The organism is Micromonospora sp. WMMD980 (assembly GCF_029626035.1).
Classification (GTDB): Bacteria; Actinomycetota; Actinomycetes; order Mycobacteriales; family Micromonosporaceae; genus Micromonospora.
Map to the genome: position 1 here is coordinate 4,007,701 of NZ_JARUBE010000003.1, position 16,320 is coordinate 4,024,020.

Annotated in this window: 20 protein-coding genes and 1 tRNA gene; 11 read left to right on the plus strand and 10 right to left on the minus strand. The window is 74.5% G+C overall.

From position 1 onward, the window contains the following. Window positions 1-42 precede the first annotated feature (42 nt). Both O7618_RS18725 and O7618_RS18730 read right to left on the minus strand, forming a co-directional pair. Window positions 43-771, minus strand: a complete 729-nt coding sequence (locus O7618_RS18725) for a YcnI family protein (RefSeq protein WP_278107392.1) — start codon at window positions 769-771, stop codon at window positions 43-45. A 17-nt stretch (window positions 772-788) separates the two neighbouring features. Then, complete coding sequence (locus O7618_RS18730; protein WP_278107393.1) at window positions 789-2,465, minus strand: copper resistance protein CopC; 1,677 nt, start codon at window positions 2,463-2,465, stop codon at window positions 789-791. A 212-nt stretch (window positions 2,466-2,677) separates the two neighbouring features. Between O7618_RS18730 and O7618_RS18735 the strand changes: the two genes are divergently transcribed. From O7618_RS18735 to O7618_RS18750, 4 genes are read left to right on the plus strand one after another with little or no spacing between them, the layout of a single operon-like run. Continuing rightward, window positions 2,678-3,265 (plus strand): sigma-70 family RNA polymerase sigma factor, encoded by a 588-nt coding sequence (locus O7618_RS18735; RefSeq protein ID WP_278107394.1) that lies wholly within the window; start codon window positions 2,678-2,680, stop codon window positions 3,263-3,265. Window positions 3,266-3,295: 30 nt separating this feature from the next. Then, on the plus strand, window positions 3,296-3,823 hold the full coding sequence (locus O7618_RS18740; RefSeq protein ID WP_278107395.1) for a MauE/DoxX family redox-associated membrane protein: 528 nt from the start codon (window positions 3,296-3,298) through the stop codon (window positions 3,821-3,823). Next, window positions 3,810-4,526 carry a thioredoxin domain-containing protein gene (locus tag O7618_RS18745; RefSeq protein WP_278107396.1) on the plus strand — a complete coding sequence of 239 codons (717 nt, stop codon included), beginning with the start codon at window positions 3,810-3,812 and terminating at the stop codon, window positions 4,524-4,526. The genes O7618_RS18740 and O7618_RS18745 overlap by 14 nt, the downstream gene beginning before the upstream one ends. Continuing rightward, window positions 4,523-5,623: a hypothetical protein gene (locus O7618_RS18750; protein WP_278107397.1), complete on the plus strand. Its 1,101-nt coding sequence runs from the start codon at window positions 4,523-4,525 to the stop codon at window positions 5,621-5,623. Before O7618_RS18745 ends, O7618_RS18750 begins: the two co-directional genes overlap by 4 nt. 128 nt (window positions 5,624-5,751) lie before the next feature. On the opposite strand, the gene O7618_RS18755 is transcribed toward O7618_RS18750, so the two are convergent. The 4 genes from O7618_RS18755 to O7618_RS18770 are packed head-to-tail and all read right to left on the minus strand — an operon-like array spanning window position 5,752 to window position 8,520. Then, window positions 5,752-6,519 (minus strand): ABC transporter ATP-binding protein, encoded by a 768-nt coding sequence (locus O7618_RS18755; RefSeq protein WP_278107398.1) that lies wholly within the window; start codon window positions 6,517-6,519, stop codon window positions 5,752-5,754. Next, the gene (cbiQ, locus tag O7618_RS18760) at window positions 6,516-7,286 is read right to left on the minus strand and encodes a cobalt ECF transporter T component CbiQ (RefSeq protein ID WP_278107399.1); all 771 of its coding nucleotides are present in this window, start codon (window positions 7,284-7,286) and stop codon (window positions 6,516-6,518) included. The genes O7618_RS18755 and cbiQ overlap by 4 nt, the downstream gene beginning before the upstream one ends. A gap of 17 nt (window positions 7,287-7,303) precedes the next feature. Beyond that, entirely contained in the window at window positions 7,304-7,801 is a 498-nt protein-coding gene (locus tag O7618_RS18765; protein ID WP_278107400.1) for a PDGLE domain-containing protein, read from the minus strand. After that, window positions 7,798-8,520 carry an energy-coupling factor ABC transporter permease gene (locus O7618_RS18770; protein ID WP_278107401.1) on the minus strand — a complete coding sequence of 241 codons (723 nt, stop codon included), beginning with the start codon at window positions 8,518-8,520 and terminating at the stop codon, window positions 7,798-7,800. The genes O7618_RS18765 and O7618_RS18770 overlap by 4 nt, the downstream gene beginning before the upstream one ends. A 124-nt stretch (window positions 8,521-8,644) precedes the next feature. Between O7618_RS18770 and bcp the strand changes: the two genes are divergently transcribed. The 4 genes from bcp (at window position 8,645) to O7618_RS18790 (ending at window position 10,399) form a co-directional block, all read left to right on the plus strand. Further along, complete coding sequence (gene bcp, locus O7618_RS18775; RefSeq protein WP_278107403.1) at window positions 8,645-9,115, plus strand: thioredoxin-dependent thiol peroxidase; 471 nt, start codon at window positions 8,645-8,647, stop codon at window positions 9,113-9,115. A 31-nt stretch (window positions 9,116-9,146) separates the two neighbouring features. Then, a complete protein-coding gene (locus tag O7618_RS18780; RefSeq protein ID WP_278107405.1) occupies window positions 9,147-9,674 on the plus strand; it encodes an HNH endonuclease signature motif containing protein in 528 nt (175 codons plus the stop codon). A 13-nt stretch (window positions 9,675-9,687) separates the two neighbouring features. Then, window positions 9,688-9,773: transfer RNA gene (locus O7618_RS18785), tRNA-Leu, on the plus strand. A 65-nt stretch (window positions 9,774-9,838) separates the two neighbouring features. Then, window positions 9,839-10,399 (plus strand): GNAT family N-acetyltransferase, encoded by a 561-nt coding sequence (locus O7618_RS18790; protein ID WP_278107407.1) that lies wholly within the window; start codon window positions 9,839-9,841, stop codon window positions 10,397-10,399. Between the two features lie 37 nt (window positions 10,400-10,436). Here the strand turns inward: O7618_RS18790 and O7618_RS18795 are convergent, their stop codons facing one another. Together O7618_RS18795 and O7618_RS18800 are read right to left on the minus strand one after the other, a co-directional pair. Further along, window positions 10,437-11,402, minus strand: a complete 966-nt coding sequence (locus tag O7618_RS18795; protein WP_278107409.1) for an expansin EXLX1 family cellulose-binding protein — start codon at window positions 11,400-11,402, stop codon at window positions 10,437-10,439. A 54-nt stretch (window positions 11,403-11,456) separates the two neighbouring features. Continuing rightward, a complete protein-coding gene (locus tag O7618_RS18800; protein WP_278107410.1) occupies window positions 11,457-11,753 on the minus strand; it encodes a hypothetical protein in 297 nt (98 codons plus the stop codon). 159 nt (window positions 11,754-11,912) lie between these two features. Here O7618_RS18800 and O7618_RS32265 point away from each other — a divergent pair, with 159 nt between their 5' ends. The 3 genes from O7618_RS32265 to O7618_RS18810 are packed head-to-tail and all read left to right on the plus strand — an operon-like array spanning window position 11,913 to window position 14,451. Further along, a complete protein-coding gene (locus tag O7618_RS32265) occupies window positions 11,913-12,101 on the plus strand; it encodes a hypothetical protein (protein WP_347405386.1) in 189 nt (62 codons plus the stop codon). Continuing rightward, window positions 12,102-12,980: an LCP family protein gene (locus O7618_RS18805; RefSeq protein ID WP_347405387.1), complete on the plus strand. Its 879-nt coding sequence runs from the start codon at window positions 12,102-12,104 to the stop codon at window positions 12,978-12,980. A 25-nt stretch (window positions 12,981-13,005) separates the two neighbouring features. Next, on the plus strand, window positions 13,006-14,451 hold the full coding sequence (locus O7618_RS18810) for a sugar transferase (protein ID WP_278107411.1): 1,446 nt from the start codon (window positions 13,006-13,008) through the stop codon (window positions 14,449-14,451). Here the strand turns inward: O7618_RS18810 and rfbD are convergent. Together rfbD and rfbB are read right to left on the minus strand one after the other, a co-directional pair. Beyond that, window positions 14,399-15,295, minus strand: coding sequence for a dTDP-4-dehydrorhamnose reductase (gene rfbD / locus O7618_RS18815; RefSeq protein WP_278107412.1), 897 nt, complete (start codon window positions 15,293-15,295; stop codon window positions 14,399-14,401). The two genes, O7618_RS18810 and rfbD, sit on opposite strands and share 53 nt — an antisense overlap. After that, window positions 15,292-16,290 carry a dTDP-glucose 4,6-dehydratase gene (rfbB, locus tag O7618_RS18820; protein WP_278107413.1) on the minus strand — a complete coding sequence of 333 codons (999 nt, stop codon included), beginning with the start codon at window positions 16,288-16,290 and terminating at the stop codon, window positions 15,292-15,294. The genes rfbD and rfbB overlap by 4 nt, the downstream gene beginning before the upstream one ends. Window positions 16,291-16,320 lie beyond the last annotated feature (30 nt).

Sequence of the window (16,320 nt, forward strand, 5' to 3'; positions counted from 1 at the left end):
CGACCCGGCGGAAGATCCGCCGGGCCGGTGACGGAGGCGCGCTCAGGACTTCGCGGTGGGCTCCCGCCGGGTACGCGCGAACGCCAGCCCGCCGAGCACCAGACCGGCCAGGCCGGCGACCAGGCCGGCCACCCCGAACACGGTGGCCGCGCCGGAGTCGGCGTCGTCGTCATCGTCGTCCTCGGCCGCGGTGGCGGCCGGCGCGCTGGCACCCGACGACGCGCCCTTGGCGGCCAGCTTGAGCACCGGGGCCGGGTTCTCCGGCTCCTCCGCGCCCGGCGCGGGCTCCTCGATCCACCGGGAGACGTTGCCGTCGGAGTAGGTCTGCAACACCTTGAACACCATGGTGTCCGCCTGCGGCAGTGGGCCCATCGAGACCGGGAACTCCTGGAACTCGCCCGGCTTCACGCCGCCGTTCTGCGCCGCGGTGAAGGTGAGCTTGGAGACCGCCTCGGTGAGCTGGCTGCCGTGCACCTCGACCGGCGGGTCGACCTTGCGCTTCTCCACCGCCACCGTCCAGCCCGGCACCGGCATGGTGGAGACCGACCCGACCGGGGCGTTCGCCGGCAGGTTCACCTCGACCTTGACGGTCGACGCCGAATCGCTCTCGTTCGGCACCCGGAACGCGAACCGGCCGTAGCCGCCCTGCGTGCCCTCCTGCGGGTTGATCGTGACGTGCGCCGAGGCCGGCCCGGCCAGGCCGAGCACGGTCGCGGCGGCGGCGGCGAGAGTCAGCGCGGCGGCGGTCGCGGGACGCCGGAGACGGATCATCAGATGGGACCTTCCGTTTACTTGATCGGCACGGTGGCGGTCACCGTGGCCTGGTCGATGTCGGACGTGCGGACGGTGAAGCGGAGTTGCCAGTCCCCCCGGGCCGGCAGGTTGACCTCGCCGGTGGCGTGGTTGTCGCTCAGCGGCAGCAGCGGCACCGTGATCGGTTCGATCCCGGCCGACGGCAGCGCCGCGGTGACCTTCCATTCCTGCACCGGCTGCGGCCGGTTGTCCGTCGTGTAGGCGTAGAGGTGCAGCGAGTTGTTGCCCGTCTCGGCCGGGTCCAGCTCCACCTGGAGCGAATAGATCGGACTGCTCAGCGTGGTGGAGAAGTAGCCGGCCGGCGCGCCCGCCACGTCGGCGCCGGCGGTGCGCGCCGGGGTGGTCTGCACCAGCGTCGCCGACAGGCCCAGCACCACCGCGGTGATCGCCAACTCGGCCACCACCGCCCGCCGCATCGCGCCCGGCCGCCCGGCGGCGACCCGCCGCCGCACCAGCGCCCGGGAGTACGCGGCGACGCCGATCACCAGCGCGAACAGCACGATCTTGGCGAGCAGCAGCCGCCCGTACGTGGTGTCCACGAGCGCCGCCGGGCTAGCCACCTCGATCAGGCCCTGCACGGTGCCGGCGAGCAGCAGCGCGGCCACCGCGAGCGCCGCCCAGCGGGACCAGATCGGCAGGATCGCGTCCAGCTCCCGCTCGTCCGCCCGGGGCAGCAGGAACGCCGCCAGCATCACCAGGCCGCCCAGCCAGACCGCCATGCCGCCCAGGTGGATGGCGTCCACCACCACGGAGACCGCCGGCGCCGGGGACGCGGCCGGGTGGCCGGCGAGCGGCCAGGTGAACAGCGTCGCCCCGGCCAGCACCGCCAGGATGATCGCGTCGGTGCGGCCGATCGGCCCGGCGAGCAGCGGGCGGAGCAGGAACGCCGCCGCCGCGAGCAGACCCAGCCGGACCAGGTGGGTGGTGCCGTAGGGGCTGGCCAGCACGTCGCCCAGCCCGGCGGAGGTGACGTCGAACAGGCCGCCGCCGATGGTGTAGGGCACCTGGAGCCACAGCTCGGCGAGCGTGGCCGCCACCAGCACGCCCAGCCCGGCCCAGACCACCCGCCCGGGCCCCCGCCGGGACAGCCGGCGTGGCCAGAGCGCGGCCAGCACCAGCGCCGGGCCGACGAGCAGCAGCAACCCGACGTAGCCGGCGTACTTCGTCACCTTCACCGCGTTCTCGGTGACCGGGTTGGCCCGGTTGTCCGAGCCGCTGTCGGTGGGCGGCTCGGACGGCGCGCCCACCGAGTAGGTGAAGGCGCCGGAGACGGGGTGGCTGTCGGCCGAGATGACCCGGTAGCTCACCAGGTAGGTGCCGCGCCCGGCGGACGGGTCCACCGGAATGGTCACCTCCGCGCCCTGGAACGTCGGTTCGCCCCGGTCGGCCCGGGAGCCGTCAGGGGCGATCACCCGCACCTTGTCGGGCACCTTCCGGACGCTCTCGCTGAAGGTGATCACCACCTGGGCGGGCGCCTCGGGCACCACCGCGGACGCCGCGGGGCTGCTGCTCACCAGCACCGCGTGGGCGCTGGCCGGAGTGGCCGGGGCGAGCAGCAGCGAGACCAGGAGGAGCAGCAGCCCGGCGACGGTCCCGGAGCGGGCGGCGAGGGGCCCGGGCGGGCGGCGTACGGCAGCAGTCATGCCCGCCATGGTTCCCGAAGTGCGGCCCGGGCGGCGAGCCGACCTCCAGCGGGCGCGCCGGGGCGGCCGATCGGCGCGGCGGCGCGCGCCACCGCAACCTGGTCGGAGGTCATGCGGGGGCAGTCGGTCAGCGGGCGGGAAAAGTTCCCGACGTGTGCGGCACCACGGAATGGGCCGAAGGACCCTGTCCCGCACAGGTACGCCGCGTAACCTCGTCTGACGTGATCCCCGCCCCGCGCGACACCGCCGCCGACCGCCCGCCGGCGGGTCCCGAGGCTGCCCGGGAGACGGCCACCGGCTGGGCGCTGGCCGCCCGGCACGGCGACCCGGCGGCCCAGGCCGCCTTCGTGCGGGCCACCCAGGCCGAGGTCTGGCGGTTCACCGCCGCGCTGGTCGGCCCGGACAGCGCGGACGACCTGACCCAGGAGACCTACCTGCGGGCCCTGCGGGCGCTACCCGGCTTCGAGGGCCGATCCTCGGCCCGCACCTGGCTGCTCGGCATCGCCAGGCGGGCCTGCGCCGACCACCTGCGCACTGTGGTCCGCCGCCGGCGGCTCGACGAACGGCTCGCCGCCCAGGCGGCCACCGACCGGCCCGGACCGGACCCGGCCGGCCAGCTCGGCGCCGCCGACCTGGTCCGGCGACTGCCTCCCGAGCGGCGCTCCGCGTTCGTGCTCACCCAACTTCTCGGCCTGTCCTACGCCGAGGCCGCCGACGTGGAGGGGGTGCCGGTGGGCACCATCCGCTCCCGGGTGGCCCGCGCCCGCGACGAACTCGTCGACGCCGTCGGCGACGCGCTGGCCGGATAGCGGGAACCAACCGTGGCCCCCGGACGACGAATGACTGTGACCCCCTCCACCACCCGGGCCGGGCGCTGGCCGACATTGCGGCCCTGGCTCGGCGTCGCGACCCGCCTCGGGCTCGCCGCCGTCTGGCTGATCGCCGGCGGCGCCAAGGTCGGTGACCTGGCCGGCTCCGGCCGGGCCGTGAACGCCTACCAGGTGATGCCGTACGACCTGGCCACGGTGATCGGCGCGGCGCTGCCGTTCGTGGAGCTGGCCCTGGGTCTGCTCCTGCTCGCCGGGCTGGCCACCCGGGTCAGCGCCGGCGTCTCCGCCGCGCTGCTGGTGGTCTTCGTCACCGGCATCGCCTCGGCCTGGGCCCGCGGCCTGGCCATCGACTGCGGGTGCTTCGGCAGCGGCGGCCAGCTCGGCGCCGGCGAAACCCCGAGCTATCTCCCGGAGATCCTCCGGGACCTGGGATTCCTGGCACTGGCCGGGTTCCTGCTGATCTGGCCCCGCACTCCGTTCTCGGTGGACGGCTGGTTGGCGGGCGACACCGTGGAGGACGACGATGAGCAGTCGTAAGGGACGCCGGGACGCGGCCCGGGTGGTGCGCGAGCAGATCGCCCGGGAGAAGCGGCGCAAGCGCACCCTCTGGACCACGATCGCCGCGGTGCTCGTGCTGGTCATCGCCGGCGGTATCGGCTGGGCCGTCTACTCGTCGCAGAAGTCGGACGACTTCACCGCGCCGCCCGGCGCCAACGACGCCGGCACCGGCATCGTCGAAGGCAGCGGGCCGGTCACCATCGACCTCTACGAGGACTACCTCTGCCCGATCTGCAAGCAGTTCCAGCAGACCAACGGCGAGACGCTCAACCAGCTCGTCAGCGAGGGCAAGGCGAAGCTGGTCTTCCACCCGGTCGCGTTCCTGAACCGCTACTCGACCACGGAATACTCCACCCGCTCCTCGGCCGCCTCCGGGTGCGCCGCCAAGGGCGGCAAGTTCCGCGAGTTCACCGACCAGCTCTTCGCCCGGCAGCCGGCCGAGGGCAGCGCCGGCCTGAGCAACGACGAGCTGATCGACATCGGCGCGGGCGTCGGGCTGAACCGGGACGACTTCGCCTCCTGCGTGAACGACGGCACCTACAGGTCGTGGACCGCGCACGTGACCGACGAGGCGAGCAGGTCGGGCGTCACCGGCACCCCGACCGTCAAGGTCAACGGCACCGAACTCGCGGACAAGAGCCCGGACGGGATCGAGGCAGCCGTGGCGGCTGCCGGAAAGTGATCCCCGCACCGCTGCGCCGGGCCGCACTGGTGGTCGCCGGCGCGACCACCGCCCTGCTGGCGCTCGCCGCGCCGGCTGCGGCGCACGGCGCGGACGCGCCCGACGGCACCGACTACCGGGGCACGGTCACCGGCGTCGGCCCGGAGCGGCCCGGGCTGACCGCCCGGATGGTGGAGGCCGGCGGGCGGCTGGAGCTGACCAACCGCACCGCCGTCGACGTCACGGTGCTCGGCTACTCCGGCGAGCCGTACCTGCGGATCGGCCCCGGCGGGGTGTACGAGAACAGCCGCTCCCCCGCCACCTGGCTGAACCGCACGATCGCCGGCGAGACCCGGCTCCCGGCCGAGGCCGACCCCGCCGCCGCGCCCGCCTGGCGGCGGATCGCCGACGGACCGACCTACCGCTGGCACGACCAGCGCACGCTCTGGCGGGAGGACGGACCACCCGCCGTCGTCGTCGCCGACCCGGAGCGCGAGCAGCGGGTCCGGGACTGGGTGGTGCCGCTGCGCGCCGGTGACTCAGCGATCGAGGTACGCGGCACGCTGGACTGGGTGCCGCCGCCCGACCCGTACCCGTGGTGGGTGGCCGCCACGCTCGGTTTCCTGGTGGTCGGCGCGGCCGGGCTGGTGCCCGGCGGGACCGCCGCCGGGGTGCGCGCGCTGCGCGCCGTGGGCGCCCTGCTCGCCGCGGGCGGCGTGGCCGCCGTGGCGCTCACCGTCGGGCGGGCGCTCGACACCGGCGCGCCCGGCGTCGGCGGGCTGCTGGCCGAGCTGGTCACCGGCCAGGTGTGGACGCTGCTGACCGGCCTCGGCGCGCTCGCCGCCGGCGGGTACGCGCTGGCCCGCAGGCCGGGCGCCGACTTCACGCTGGCGCTCGCCGGCGCCTGCCTCACCCTGTTCGCCGGCGTGTCCAACCTCGCCGTGCTGTCCCGCTCGGTCCCGCCCACGGCCGGCCCACCCACGCTGACCCGCGTCCTGGTCACCGTGGCGCTGGCCACCGGCACGGGCGCGGTGGCCGCCGGCCTGCTCCGCCTCCGCACCGCCGCCCGCACGGCCCCAAACCCCACCCCCCACCCCCACGCGACCCGCACCCCCTGACCACCCACCCCACCCCTCACCTCGCGCCCTTCGCGCCAACGATCTTGCAGTTGGGGCCCCTGGAGGGCGGCATTCGTCCGTTATGTCGGGGGCGGAAGTGCGAGATCGCCGCGGTGAGGGGGCGGCTGTCAGGGGCGAGGGAGGGGTGGGGCGAAGCCGTGGGGGAGTTCGAGGCGGTGGTTCGCCAGGATCTCCGGGTCGGCCAGCAGGGCGGGGGTGGGGGCGTCAGCGACGATGCGGCCGCCGTCCAGGATCACCGCGCGGGGGCACAACTCGGCCGCGTACGGCAGGTCGTGAGTGACCATCAGCAGGGTCACCGGCAGGGCGCGCAGGATCTCCGCCAGCTCCCGGCGGGCCGCCGGGTCCAGGTTCGACGACGGCTCGTCCAGCACCAGGATCTCCGGACGCATGGCCAGCACGGTGGCCACCGCCACCCGTCGTCGCTGCCCGAACGACAGGTGGTGCGGCGCGCGGTCCCGGTGCTCGGCCATCCCCACGGCGGCGAGCGCCTCGTCGACCCGGGCGGCCAGCTCCGCCCCGCGCAACCCCAGGTTGGCCGGGCCGAACGCGACGTCCTCCGCGACCGTGGGCAGGAAGAGCTGGTCGTCCGGGTCCTGGAAGACGATGCCCACCCGGCGGCGCACCTCGGCGAGCGTGTCCCGGTCGCGGGTGACGGCCAGGCCGCCCACCTCGACCGTCCCGGCCGTCGGGGTGAGGATGCCGTTGAGGTGCAGCACGAGCGTGGTCTTGCCGGCGCCGTTCGGCCCGAGCAGCGCCACCCGGTCACCGCGCGGCACGGTCAGGTCCACCCCGTGCAGGGCGATGTGACCGTCCGGGTAGGCGTACCGGACGCCACGGACGTCCAGGGAGGGCGGCTGCTGCACGTACCCGATCATTGCAGGACGAGAGCGGCGGCGGCGATGGAGGCCGCGATCACCGGGACCGGCGCGGCGACCGCCCACTGCCCGGCGGTGGCCGCGCCGGCGCCCTGCCACACCGCCGGCATCCGGCCGGTGTAGCCCCGGGAGACCATCGCCAGATAGACCCGCTCGCCGCGCTCGAACGCGCGCAGGAACAACGCGCCGACGCCGGCCGCGAAGCCGCGCAGCTGCCACAGGAAGCGCGGGTCGTCGCCCCGGGACACCCGGGCCACCCGCATCCGCCGGGCCTCGCCGACCAGCACCTCCAGGTAGCGCAGCATGAACGTGGCGATCTGGGTGAGGATCTGTGGGCAGCGCAGCCGGTCCAGGCCGAGGATCAGGTCACGCGTCGTCGTGGTCGCCGCCAGCAGGAGCGACGCGAGTACGCCGAGCGTGCCCTTGGCCAGGATGTTGAACGCCCCGTGCAAGCCGTCGACGGAGAGGCTCAGCCCGGCCACGTCGACCCGCTCCCCCGCGCCGAGGAACGGCAGCGCGAACGCGAACAGCACGAACGGCAGCTCGATCAGCGCCCGGCCGAGCAGCCAGCGCGGACCCACCCGGGCCAACGCCGCCACCGCGGCGACCAGCAGCGCGTAGCCGCCGAACGCCCAGTACGCCTCCCGTGGGGTGGCGACCACCGCCACGGTGAACAGCACCATGGCGGTGATCTTCACCTCCGGCGGGAGGCGGTGCACCGGCGAGCCAGAATCGCGGTAGAGCACGTGCCCGTGCCCGGCGCCCATCGTCGGCCTCCCCCGGCTCAGCGGTCGCCGCTGGGCCGGGACGCCGTCGTCCCGCCCGTGGCGCCGGTGGTGGCAGTGCGCGCCGGGCCGGCCTCGTCGACGCCCGCCGGGCCGGTCGAGCTGACCCCCGCCGGGCCGGTCGAGGTGGTGTCGCCGGTTCCGGTCGAGGTGGCGCCGGCCGGGTTGCGGCGGCGGGCCAGCCAGAACAGGCCGCCGCCGACCGCGAACGTGAGCAGCACGCCCAGCACCCCGGACAGGCCGGTGGAGAGGAAGTCGTTGCCGATGCCCCGGACGCCGTAGTCGGCCAGCGGGCTGTCCGCCAGCTCGTGGTCCTTGGCCCGCTGGGCCGGGCAACTGCCGCCGGTGATCTCGTCGTCGGCGTTCACCGTGCAGCCCTTGAGCAGCGACGAGTCCAACCCGTCCGGGTGCGACGAGGCGTAGTTGCTGACCACGCCGGCCAGCAGCAGGGCGACCAGCAGGCCGCCGAGGAGGAACGGCCAGGAACGCCTGCTCATCGGGCACCTCCGGCGACCGGGACGGCGGGGGCCGGCGCGGCCGGTTTCTTCAGGGCGCGCAGCGCGTAGACCAGGTCGGGGCGGACCTTGGCGACGGTGACCACCGTGGTCGCGGTGATCAGGCCCTCGCCGATGCCGATCAGCAGGTGGGCGAAGGCCATCGTGCCGGCCAGCCCACCGAGGTTGCTGCCCAGGTCGGTGGTGCCGCCCAGCCAGTACTCGAGCACGAAGCCCTGGGACGCGACCACGACGCTGACCAGCGCGGAGACGAAGGCGGTGACCGCCAGCCCGGCCGGCGTGCGGGGCAGCACCCGCAGCAGCAGCGCGATCAGCAGGTAGGCGGCGGCGGTGCCGAGGAGCGCCATGTTGGTGATGTTCAGGCCGAGCATGGCCACCCCGCCGTCACCGAAGACCAGGGCCTGCACGACCAGCACCACGGCCACGCAGAGCGCGCCCACCCACGGGCCCACCAGCAGCGCGGCGAGCGCGCCGCCGAGCAGGTGGCCGCTCACCCCGGCGGTGAAGATCGGGAAGTTGAGCATCTGCACGGCGAAGATGAACGCGGCCACCAGGCCGGCCATCGGCGCCAGCCGGTCGTCGAGGTCGGCCCGGCCGCGCAGCACGCAGAACGTCAGCGCGGCGAGCGCGAGGGCCGCGAAGATCGCGGCAACGGGACCGTCGATGATCCCGTTGGAGATGTGCATCGCCAGGGTTTCCACACCCGGAGCCTATTTCCCGCCATGCCTTGTTGCCAATCCCTTGCAACAAGGCATGGTGTTGATCACCACCGGCCCGCGCGTCGCCGCCGGCCGGCAGCCCGGGCACGGCGGTATCGTTCCCGCCATGACCGACCGCCTGAACCCCGGTGACGCCGCCCCCGAGTTCACCCTCCCCACCGACGACGGCGGCACGCTGTCCCTGGCCGACCTGCGCGGCCGCACGGTCATCCTGTACGCGTACCCGGCCGCCATGACACCCGGCTGCACGAAGCAGGCGTGCGACTTCCGCGACTCGCTCGCCTCGTTGCGGGCCGCCGGCTACGAGGTGGTCGGCATCTCCCCGGACAAGCCCACCAAGCTGGCCACGTTCCGCGACCGGGACGCGATCACGTTCCCGCTCGTCGCCGACGAGGACAAGGCGGTGCTGACCGCGTACGGCGCGTACGGCGAGAAGCAGTCGTACGGCCGTACCGTCACCGGCGTGATCCGCTCGACGTTCGTCATCGACCCGGACGGCAGGATCGAGCGGGCGCTCTACAACGTCAAGGCCACCGGGCACGTCGCCAAGCTGCGTCGCGACCTCGGGCTGGACTGAACCTGTCGTAGGGCCTCGTTACCGTCGGCGCGTGGTTCGTTACCGATACCCACCCGAGCTGTTGGCCGCGACCGCCGCGCGGGCGCGCAGCGTGACCGAGGTCATGCGGCTGCTCGGGGTGCGGGTCAGCGGCGGGTCGCACGCGCACATCAGCCGGCAGCTCAAGCGCTTCGGCATCGACACGTCTCACTTCACCGGGCAGGCGCACAACAGGGGGCAGCCGAGCCCGCGACGCACCGTGTCGTCACAACTACTCCTGCGACTTCCCGCTGGCTCGCGGCGCACTCCCGGCACCCGGTTGAAGTGGGCGCTGGGTGACATCGGAGTGCCGGAGGAGTGCGAGGAGTGCCGCTGTGGTCCGATCTGGTTCGGCCGCCCGCTGACCCTGCACGTCGATCACGTCAACGGAGACTACCTCGACAACCGACCGCCCAACCTGCGGATCCTCTGCCCGAACTGCCACAGCCAGACCGACACCTTCGCGGGCCGGAACAAGGGCGGCGGTCAGGCCGAACCCACGGCGGCCCGGCTCGCACACGGCTCTGGCCCGACACCTTAGACTCAGCGGGCCGGCGGGAGTGGCGGAACGGCAGACGCGCAGGCCTTAGGAGCCTGTGTCCGAGAGGACGTGGGGGTTCGAAACCCCCCTCCCGCACCACCAGCGGTGTCGACCGCATCACGAACGTGCGTCGTCGGCCGGTCGCCGGTCGCAGGATGGCGGGCGTGGACCTGCGCTTCGTACTCGACCCCGACCTCACCCCCGAGCTGCGCGAACAGCTCGTCGACCTCTGGGTGGACGTGACAAACGCCGGCGGCGCGGTGGGCTTCGTCGCCCCGGTGAGCGCGGCCGAGGTGCGGCCGGTCGCCGAGTCGACGCTCGCCGGGGTCGCCGGCGGGCCGGACCGGCTGCTCGCCGGCTACGAGGGTGACCGGCTCGTCGCCGTCCTGGTCGTGGCGGACAACCGGTTCCACCTGAAGACGCACTGGCGGGTGCTCAAGCGCGTCATGGTGCACCCCGACACCCAGGGGCGCGGGTACGGCGTGGCGCTGATGCGCGAGGCCGAGCGGGTCGCCCGGTCGTCGGGCGTGGAGGCGCTGCACGTGACCGTCCGCGACGGCCTCGGGCTGGACCGCTTCTACCGGCGTCCCGGCTACCGCGAGATCGGGCGCCTCCCCGCCGCCCTGCGCCTCTCCCCCACCGACTCCCGCGACGAGGTCCTCATGTGGCTCGACCTGCCCGCGACCGCCGGCCCGGCAGTGGTGACACCTCGCGGACGCCACTGACCGGCCGGCCGAGGCGCGGCGCGGGTTGGCGGGCGCGTCACCCGCACCCGGTGCGGACCGTGGGCGAGGTGGCGGGGAGGGCCGCGTCGAGCAGGAGCGGGGTCCGGGTCGGAGCGGGTCGGGTCGGGGACGGGGAGGCGGACACCCTGGGCGTCGGGCGCGCCGACAGGGAGCGGGTCGGCTTCGCCGCGCGGGTGGCGCCGGCCGCGCCGGCGCCGTACATCCGGGTCGTGCTCCGCTGCACCTGGCCGGGGAGCATCCGGATGCCGGCGGCGGTCACGCGGTGGCCGTACACGTCGGTGACCCGGATGGCGTACGGGCCAGGACCGGCCCCGGAGGGGATCAGCCAGTAGTTGTAGTCCTCGCGGTCCGCCGAGCGCCACGCGCCGTTCTGCCGGACCTCCACCGCGCGCAGCGGGTTGCCGTGGTCGCCGACCAGGACGGCGAACCACCACTGCGACGCGCCCTCCTTGAGGCGGAACGTGAGCGGGCCGGGCAGCGACGGGTCCACCACGGCCCGGTAGCTGACCTCGACCACGCCCCGCACCGGGTCGGCGATCCGCGCGAACGCCTCGGCGGAGAGGTCGAGGTGGCCGGGCGCGCACTCCGGGCACTGGTCCATGACGAGCACCCGGACGGTGCCGCGCGGGCCGGTGACGTCGAGGAAGCCGCCGCAGGCCGCGCCGGCCGCGTACTCGCTCGGGCCGAGCGCCACGTAGAGCCGGTTCGCGGGGGCGGCGGGCCGGGAGCAGTTGCCGCCCGCGCCCTTCGAGTCGTAGAAGGTGGCCTTTCCGGTGTGGGTGGCGCCGCCGACCGGCGGGGCGGCGCAGGCGGGGGCGGCGCCGCCGCGTACCGCGAGGGTCACGGCGACCACGACGGCGATGCCGGCCAGGCCAGCGGCGGCGAGCCGGCGGCGCGCCCGGGTCGGGGCCCGGCGGCGGTCGGCCGGGGTCGGTCCCGGGCCGGGGGCGGTCGGTGGGTGGGGCGCGCTGCCGTCGGTCACGCCGCTCGATGCTGCCGGAGCGGCGTGTCGCCGGGCAAGCCGGCTAAGCGAAAGCTAAGGACGGCGGGCGCGGGCGACCGGGGCGAGGCCGGCGAGGTCGGCGCCCAGCTCCGGGCGCTGCCGCAGCGCGTCCTCGAGACGGACCCGCCAGAGGCCGGTCTCGACCGGCAGCCGGGCCTCGCCGGCCTGGCGGACCCGGTCACGGCTCTCGCTGAGGGCGGCCCCGGCGGCGGGCCCGAGGAGAGCGACCAGCTCGCCGCGGAGCCAGCCGAACAACTCGTCGTCGCCGAACGCGCCACCGATCGTCCGGGCCGTGTCCCATGCCACTCGGGGCTGGTGCGTCACCTTCATCTCGACTCCTCGGTCGACGCTCTCGTCCCGTCCATCATCGATCCGTCGGGGCGGGGCGGCAAGGCCCGTCCGAGGGCGGTTCGGGCCGACCGGCCGGCCCGTGCCGACCGTCCGGACGAGGGTCCCCGCGCCGGAACGTGAATCAGTAGCATCCTCGGCATGTCCGATCGCCACCCGCTCGCCGACTCCGACACCGCACCGCGGGCCTCCGATGTGGAGCCCGCCGGTCCGGCGGAGCGGCCGGCGCCACGGCGCCGCCGTGGCCGGCGGATCGCCCTGGTCGTGCTGCTCGCACTGGTGCTGCTGGCCGGCGGCGGGGCGCTGGCCGGCAGCCTCTACTACCGGTAGGTGGACAGCTCGATCGACCGGGTGGACGCGTTCACCGACGTGCCCGCCGAGGACCGGCCACCGGTCGAGGCCAAGGACGCGATGAACATCATGATCCTGGGCAGCGACTCCCGGGATCCGGAGAACACCGGCGGCTCGCGCAGCGACACGATCATCCTGGCCCACCTGCCGAAGGATCGGTCGAGCGCCCAGCTCATCTCGATCCCGCGGGACACCTGGACGGCGGTGCCCCGGTCGAAGGAGGGCCGCGGCGGCCGGGACGCGAAGATCAACGCCGCCTACGCCTGGGGCGGCGTGCCGCTGATGGTGCGGACGGTGGAGAAGTTCAGCGGCGTCCGGGTGGACAACGTGGCGATGGTCGACTTCGCCGGCTTCAAGGAGATCGTCGACGCGCTCGGCGGCGTCGACATCGACGTGGAGAAGGGCTTCACCACGCGCTACTCGCTGGTCGGCACCCGGACGTTCGCCCAGGGCCGGCAGACCATGGACGGGGCCGCCGCGCTGGACTACGCGCGGGAGCGGCACGCCTTCCCGGACGGCGACTTCGCCCGGATCCGGCACCAACAGCAGGTGATCAAGGCGATCCTGGACAAGGCGGCCTCCGGCGGCGTGCTGGCCAACCCGGCCAAGCTGAACTCGTTCGTGCGGGCCACGTCCAGCTCGGTCGCGGTCGACAAGTCGCTGTCGCTGGTGGACTTCGCGATGGAGTTGCGGGGCCTGCGGGGCGGCAACCTGACGTTCTTCACCTGCCCGACCAAGGGCACCGGCCGGGTCGGCAGCGAGAGCGTGGTGTTCGCCGACCCGGCGCGCGCCCGGACGTTGTTCCAGGCGGTCCGCCGCGACTCGGTCCCCGACATCCTCGCGGCCGGCCCGAAGTAGGGGGCCTCACGGGGGGAGGAGCGCCATGGCACGCCTACCGGCGTTCGAGCATCCGGCCGTGCCGCCGACCGGCGCCACGTCGATGACCGGCAGCATGGACACGACCACGGTGCTGCCGTACGCCGGCTCCCGCGCGTCGACGCGTACCCGCCGGCTGCGGGCCTGGATGGTGACCGCGCCGATCGACGTGGCGGCGCTGCTGGCGCCGCTGCTGCTGACCCAGACCTACTGGCGCGGGACGCTCTTCAACGCGGTGCTCGCGGTGAGCTTCTTCGCGGCGGGCGGGCTCTACCGCCCCCGGCGGCACATCAGCATCCTGGACGAGCTGCCCGGCCTCGGCGGCCGGCTGCTGGCCTCCGGCGCGGTGGTGGCGATCATCGCGGCGCTGCGACACGACTCGGTGCTCTACGTCAGCGGCTTCATGCGCGGGGTCGCGTTCTCCGCCGGCCTGGTGGTGGTGGGCCGGGCGGTCAACACCCGGATCGTGCTGCTGGCCCGCCGGCGTCGCTGGGTGGAGCACAACGCGATAGTGGTGGGTGGCGGGCCGATCGGCGGCGAGTTGGCCCGGCTGCTGCGCCGGTACCCGCAGTACGGGCTGCGGTTCGTGGGCGCGGTGGACGTGCCGTCGCGGCAGCGGCCCGGGTCGCTGCCGCTCATCGGCACGCTCGACGACGTGGAGCAGCTCGTCACGATGCTGGAGTGCGAGGTCCTGGTGATCGCGGACCCGGACTGCGCCGAGGCCGAGCTGATGGAGGCGCTGCTGCGGCCGGCCAGCTCGCGGTGCGACCTGTGGGCGGTGCCGCGCCTGTGGGGCTCCCGGTCGCTGGGCGGCCACCCCGACCACATCGGAGCGTTCCCGATCGTGAAGATCGGTGACACCACGCTGACCGGTCCACGATGGCGGGTCAAGCGCGCGTCCGACGTGCTCTTCGCCGTGGTCGCGCTGGTGGTGCTGAGCCCGGTGCTGCTGCTGTGCGCGGTCGCCACCTACCTCGACGGCGGTCGCGGGGTCTTCTTCCGGCAGGAGCGGATCGGCCGCTACGGGCAGCCGTTCCAGGTGGTCAAGTTCCGGTCGATGCGGCCGGCCGACGAGCACGAGTCGCAGACCACGTGGTCGATCGCGCACGACCGGCGGATCGGGCCGATCGGGCGGTTCATGCGGCGCACCTCGCTGGACGAGCTGCCGCAGTTGTGGAACATCCTGCGCGGTGAGATGAGCGTGGTGGGGCCGCGACCGGAGCGACCCCACTTCGTGGAGAAGTTCTCGGTGGCATACCCCACCTACGCGATGCGCCACCGGGTGCCGGTCGGGTTGACCGGTCTGGCGCAGGTCAGTGGCCTGCGCGGGGACACGCCGATCTCGGACCGGGCCCGGTTCGACAACTACTACGTGGAGAACTGGTCGCTCTGGCTCGACATCAAGATCGTGCTGCGGACGGTGACGGAGGTGTTCCGGGGAGCCGGTCGATGAAGGCGGTCAGGTCGGCGTGCCAGTGCGCCGGCGGCGGCAGCTTCGCCGCGGCCCACCGGCCGTGGGCCAGGACGCCGTAGCGGGGGCGGGGCGCCGGGCGGGGGAACCGGGCGGTGGTGGTCGGCCGGACCCGGTCCGGGTCGAGGCCGCGCAGCGCGAAGACCGCGCGGGCGAGGCCGTACCAGGTCGTCTCGCCGGACGCGGTGCCGTGGTAGACGCCCGGGGCGGCGTCGCCGGCCAGCGCCGCGTCGGCGAGCGCGACGAGCCGCCCGGCGAGCCGGTGCGACCAGGTCGGCTGGCCGCGCTGGTCGGCCACCACGTCGAGCGTGTCGCGTTCGCCGGCCAGCCGCAGCACGGTGCCGACGAAGTCGCGTCCGTGGGCGCCGTAGAGCCAGGCCGTCCGCACCACGTAGCCGCCCTCCGGCAGCAGCCGCGCCACGGACCGCTCCCCCGCGAGCTTGCCGCGCCCGTACGCGTTGACCGGCCCGGTCGGCGCGTCCTCCGGGTAGGGCTCGGTGGCGTCGCCGGGAAACACGTAGTCGGTGGAGACGTGCACCAGCCGGGCGCCGGTGGCCGCGCACGCGCGGGCCAGGTGCGCGACCGCGTCGCCGTTGACCGCGGTGGCGTCGGGCTCCCGGCTCTCCGCCGCGTCCACGTCGGTCCACGCCGCGGCGTTGAGCACCACGTCGTGCCCGGCGACCGCGTCGCGTACCGCCTGCGCGTCGGTGACGTCGAGGTCGGCGCGGGCGGCGGCGGTGACGGCGGTGCCCGGCCGGTCGCGCAGCACCGCCAGCAGGTCCCGCCCGAGCATGCCGCCGGCGCCGGTGACGAGCACCCGGTTCATCGGTGCGCCGCCTTCAGCGGCTCCCACCAGGGCCGGTTCTCCCGATACCAGCGCACGGTCTCGGCCAGGCCGTGGTCGAGGTCGATGCTCGGGGCGTACCCCAGCTCGGTCCGGATCTTGGTGATGTCCAGCGAGTAGCGGCGGTCGTGGCCCTTGCGGTCGGTGACCGGCACGACCCGGTCCCAGTCGGCGCCGCAGGCCGCCAGCAGTTTCCCGGTCAGCTCCCGGTTGGTCAGCTCGGTGCCGCCGCCGATGTGGTAGACCTCGCCGGCGCGGCCCTTCTCCTGCACCAGCGCGACGCCCCGACAGTGGTCGCGCACGTGCAGCCAGTCCCGGACGTTGCCGCCGTCGCCGTAGAGCGGCACGGTGCCGCCGTCGAGCAGGTTGGTGACGAAGAGCGGGACGACCTTCTCCGGGAACTGGTACGGCCCGTAGTTGTTGGAGCAGCGGGTCACCACCACGTCCAGGCCGTGGGTGCGGTGGTAGGCCAGCGCCAGCAGGTCGGAGGCGGCCTTCGAGGCCGAGTACGGGGAGTTCGGCGCCAGCGGCCAGCTCTCCGTCCAGGAGCCGGAGTCGATCGAGCCGTAGACCTCGTCGGTGGAGACGTGCACGAACCGGCCGGTCCGGTGGCGCAGCGCGGCGTCGAGGAGCGTCTGGGTGCCCAGCACGTTCGTGGTGACGAACGGCGCCGCCCCGGTGATGGAGCGGTCCACGTGCGACTCGGCGGCGAAGTGGACGATCACGTCGTGGCCGGGCACCACGGCGTCGACCAGCGCCGGGTCGCAGACGTCGCCGTGGACGAAGCGCAGCCGCGTGTCGTGGCGCACCGGGTCGAGGTTGGCCGGGTTGCCGGAGTAGGTGAGCTTGTCCAGCACGGTGACCGCGGCGGGCGCGCTCGTCGGCGCCCGGGCCGGGTCCGCACCGGGCCGGCCGAGCAGCATCCGCACGTACTCCGAACCGATGAAGCCGGCGCCGCCGGTGACGAGGATCCTCACGGGTGGTGGAGTTTACGCGACGGTAGTCTC

Coding starts and splice junctions, on each gene's coding strand:
- O7618_RS18755 (WP_278107398.1), bottom strand. CDS start 6,519: ATGATCGGGTACGTGCAGCAGCCGCCCTCCCTGGACGTCCGTGGCGTC.
- O7618_RS18740 (WP_278107395.1), top strand. CDS start 3,296: ATGACTGTGACCCCCTCCACCACCCGGGCCGGGCGCTGGCCGACATTG.
- O7618_RS18725 (WP_278107392.1), bottom strand. CDS start 771: ATGATCCGTCTCCGGCGTCCCGCGACCGCCGCCGCGCTGACTCTCGCC.
- bcp (WP_278107403.1), top strand. CDS start 8,645: ATGACCGACCGCCTGAACCCCGGTGACGCCGCCCCCGAGTTCACCCTC.
- cbiQ (WP_278107399.1), bottom strand. CDS start 7,286: ATGGGCGCCGGGCACGGGCACGTGCTCTACCGCGATTCTGGCTCGCCG.
- O7618_RS18745 (WP_278107396.1), top strand. CDS start 3,810: ATGAGCAGTCGTAAGGGACGCCGGGACGCGGCCCGGGTGGTGCGCGAG.
- O7618_RS18810 (WP_278107411.1), top strand. CDS start 13,006: ATGGCACGCCTACCGGCGTTCGAGCATCCGGCCGTGCCGCCGACCGGC.
- O7618_RS18800 (WP_278107410.1), bottom strand. CDS start 11,753: ATGAAGGTGACGCACCAGCCCCGAGTGGCATGGGACACGGCCCGGACG.
- O7618_RS32265 (WP_347405386.1), top strand. CDS start 11,913: ATGTCCGATCGCCACCCGCTCGCCGACTCCGACACCGCACCGCGGGCC.
- O7618_RS18765 (WP_278107400.1), bottom strand. CDS start 7,801: ATGAGCAGGCGTTCCTGGCCGTTCCTCCTCGGCGGCCTGCTGGTCGCC.
- O7618_RS18730 (WP_278107393.1), bottom strand. CDS start 2,465: ATGGCGGGCATGACTGCTGCCGTACGCCGCCCGCCCGGGCCCCTCGCC.
- rfbD (WP_278107412.1), bottom strand. CDS start 15,295: ATGAACCGGGTGCTCGTCACCGGCGCCGGCGGCATGCTCGGGCGGGAC.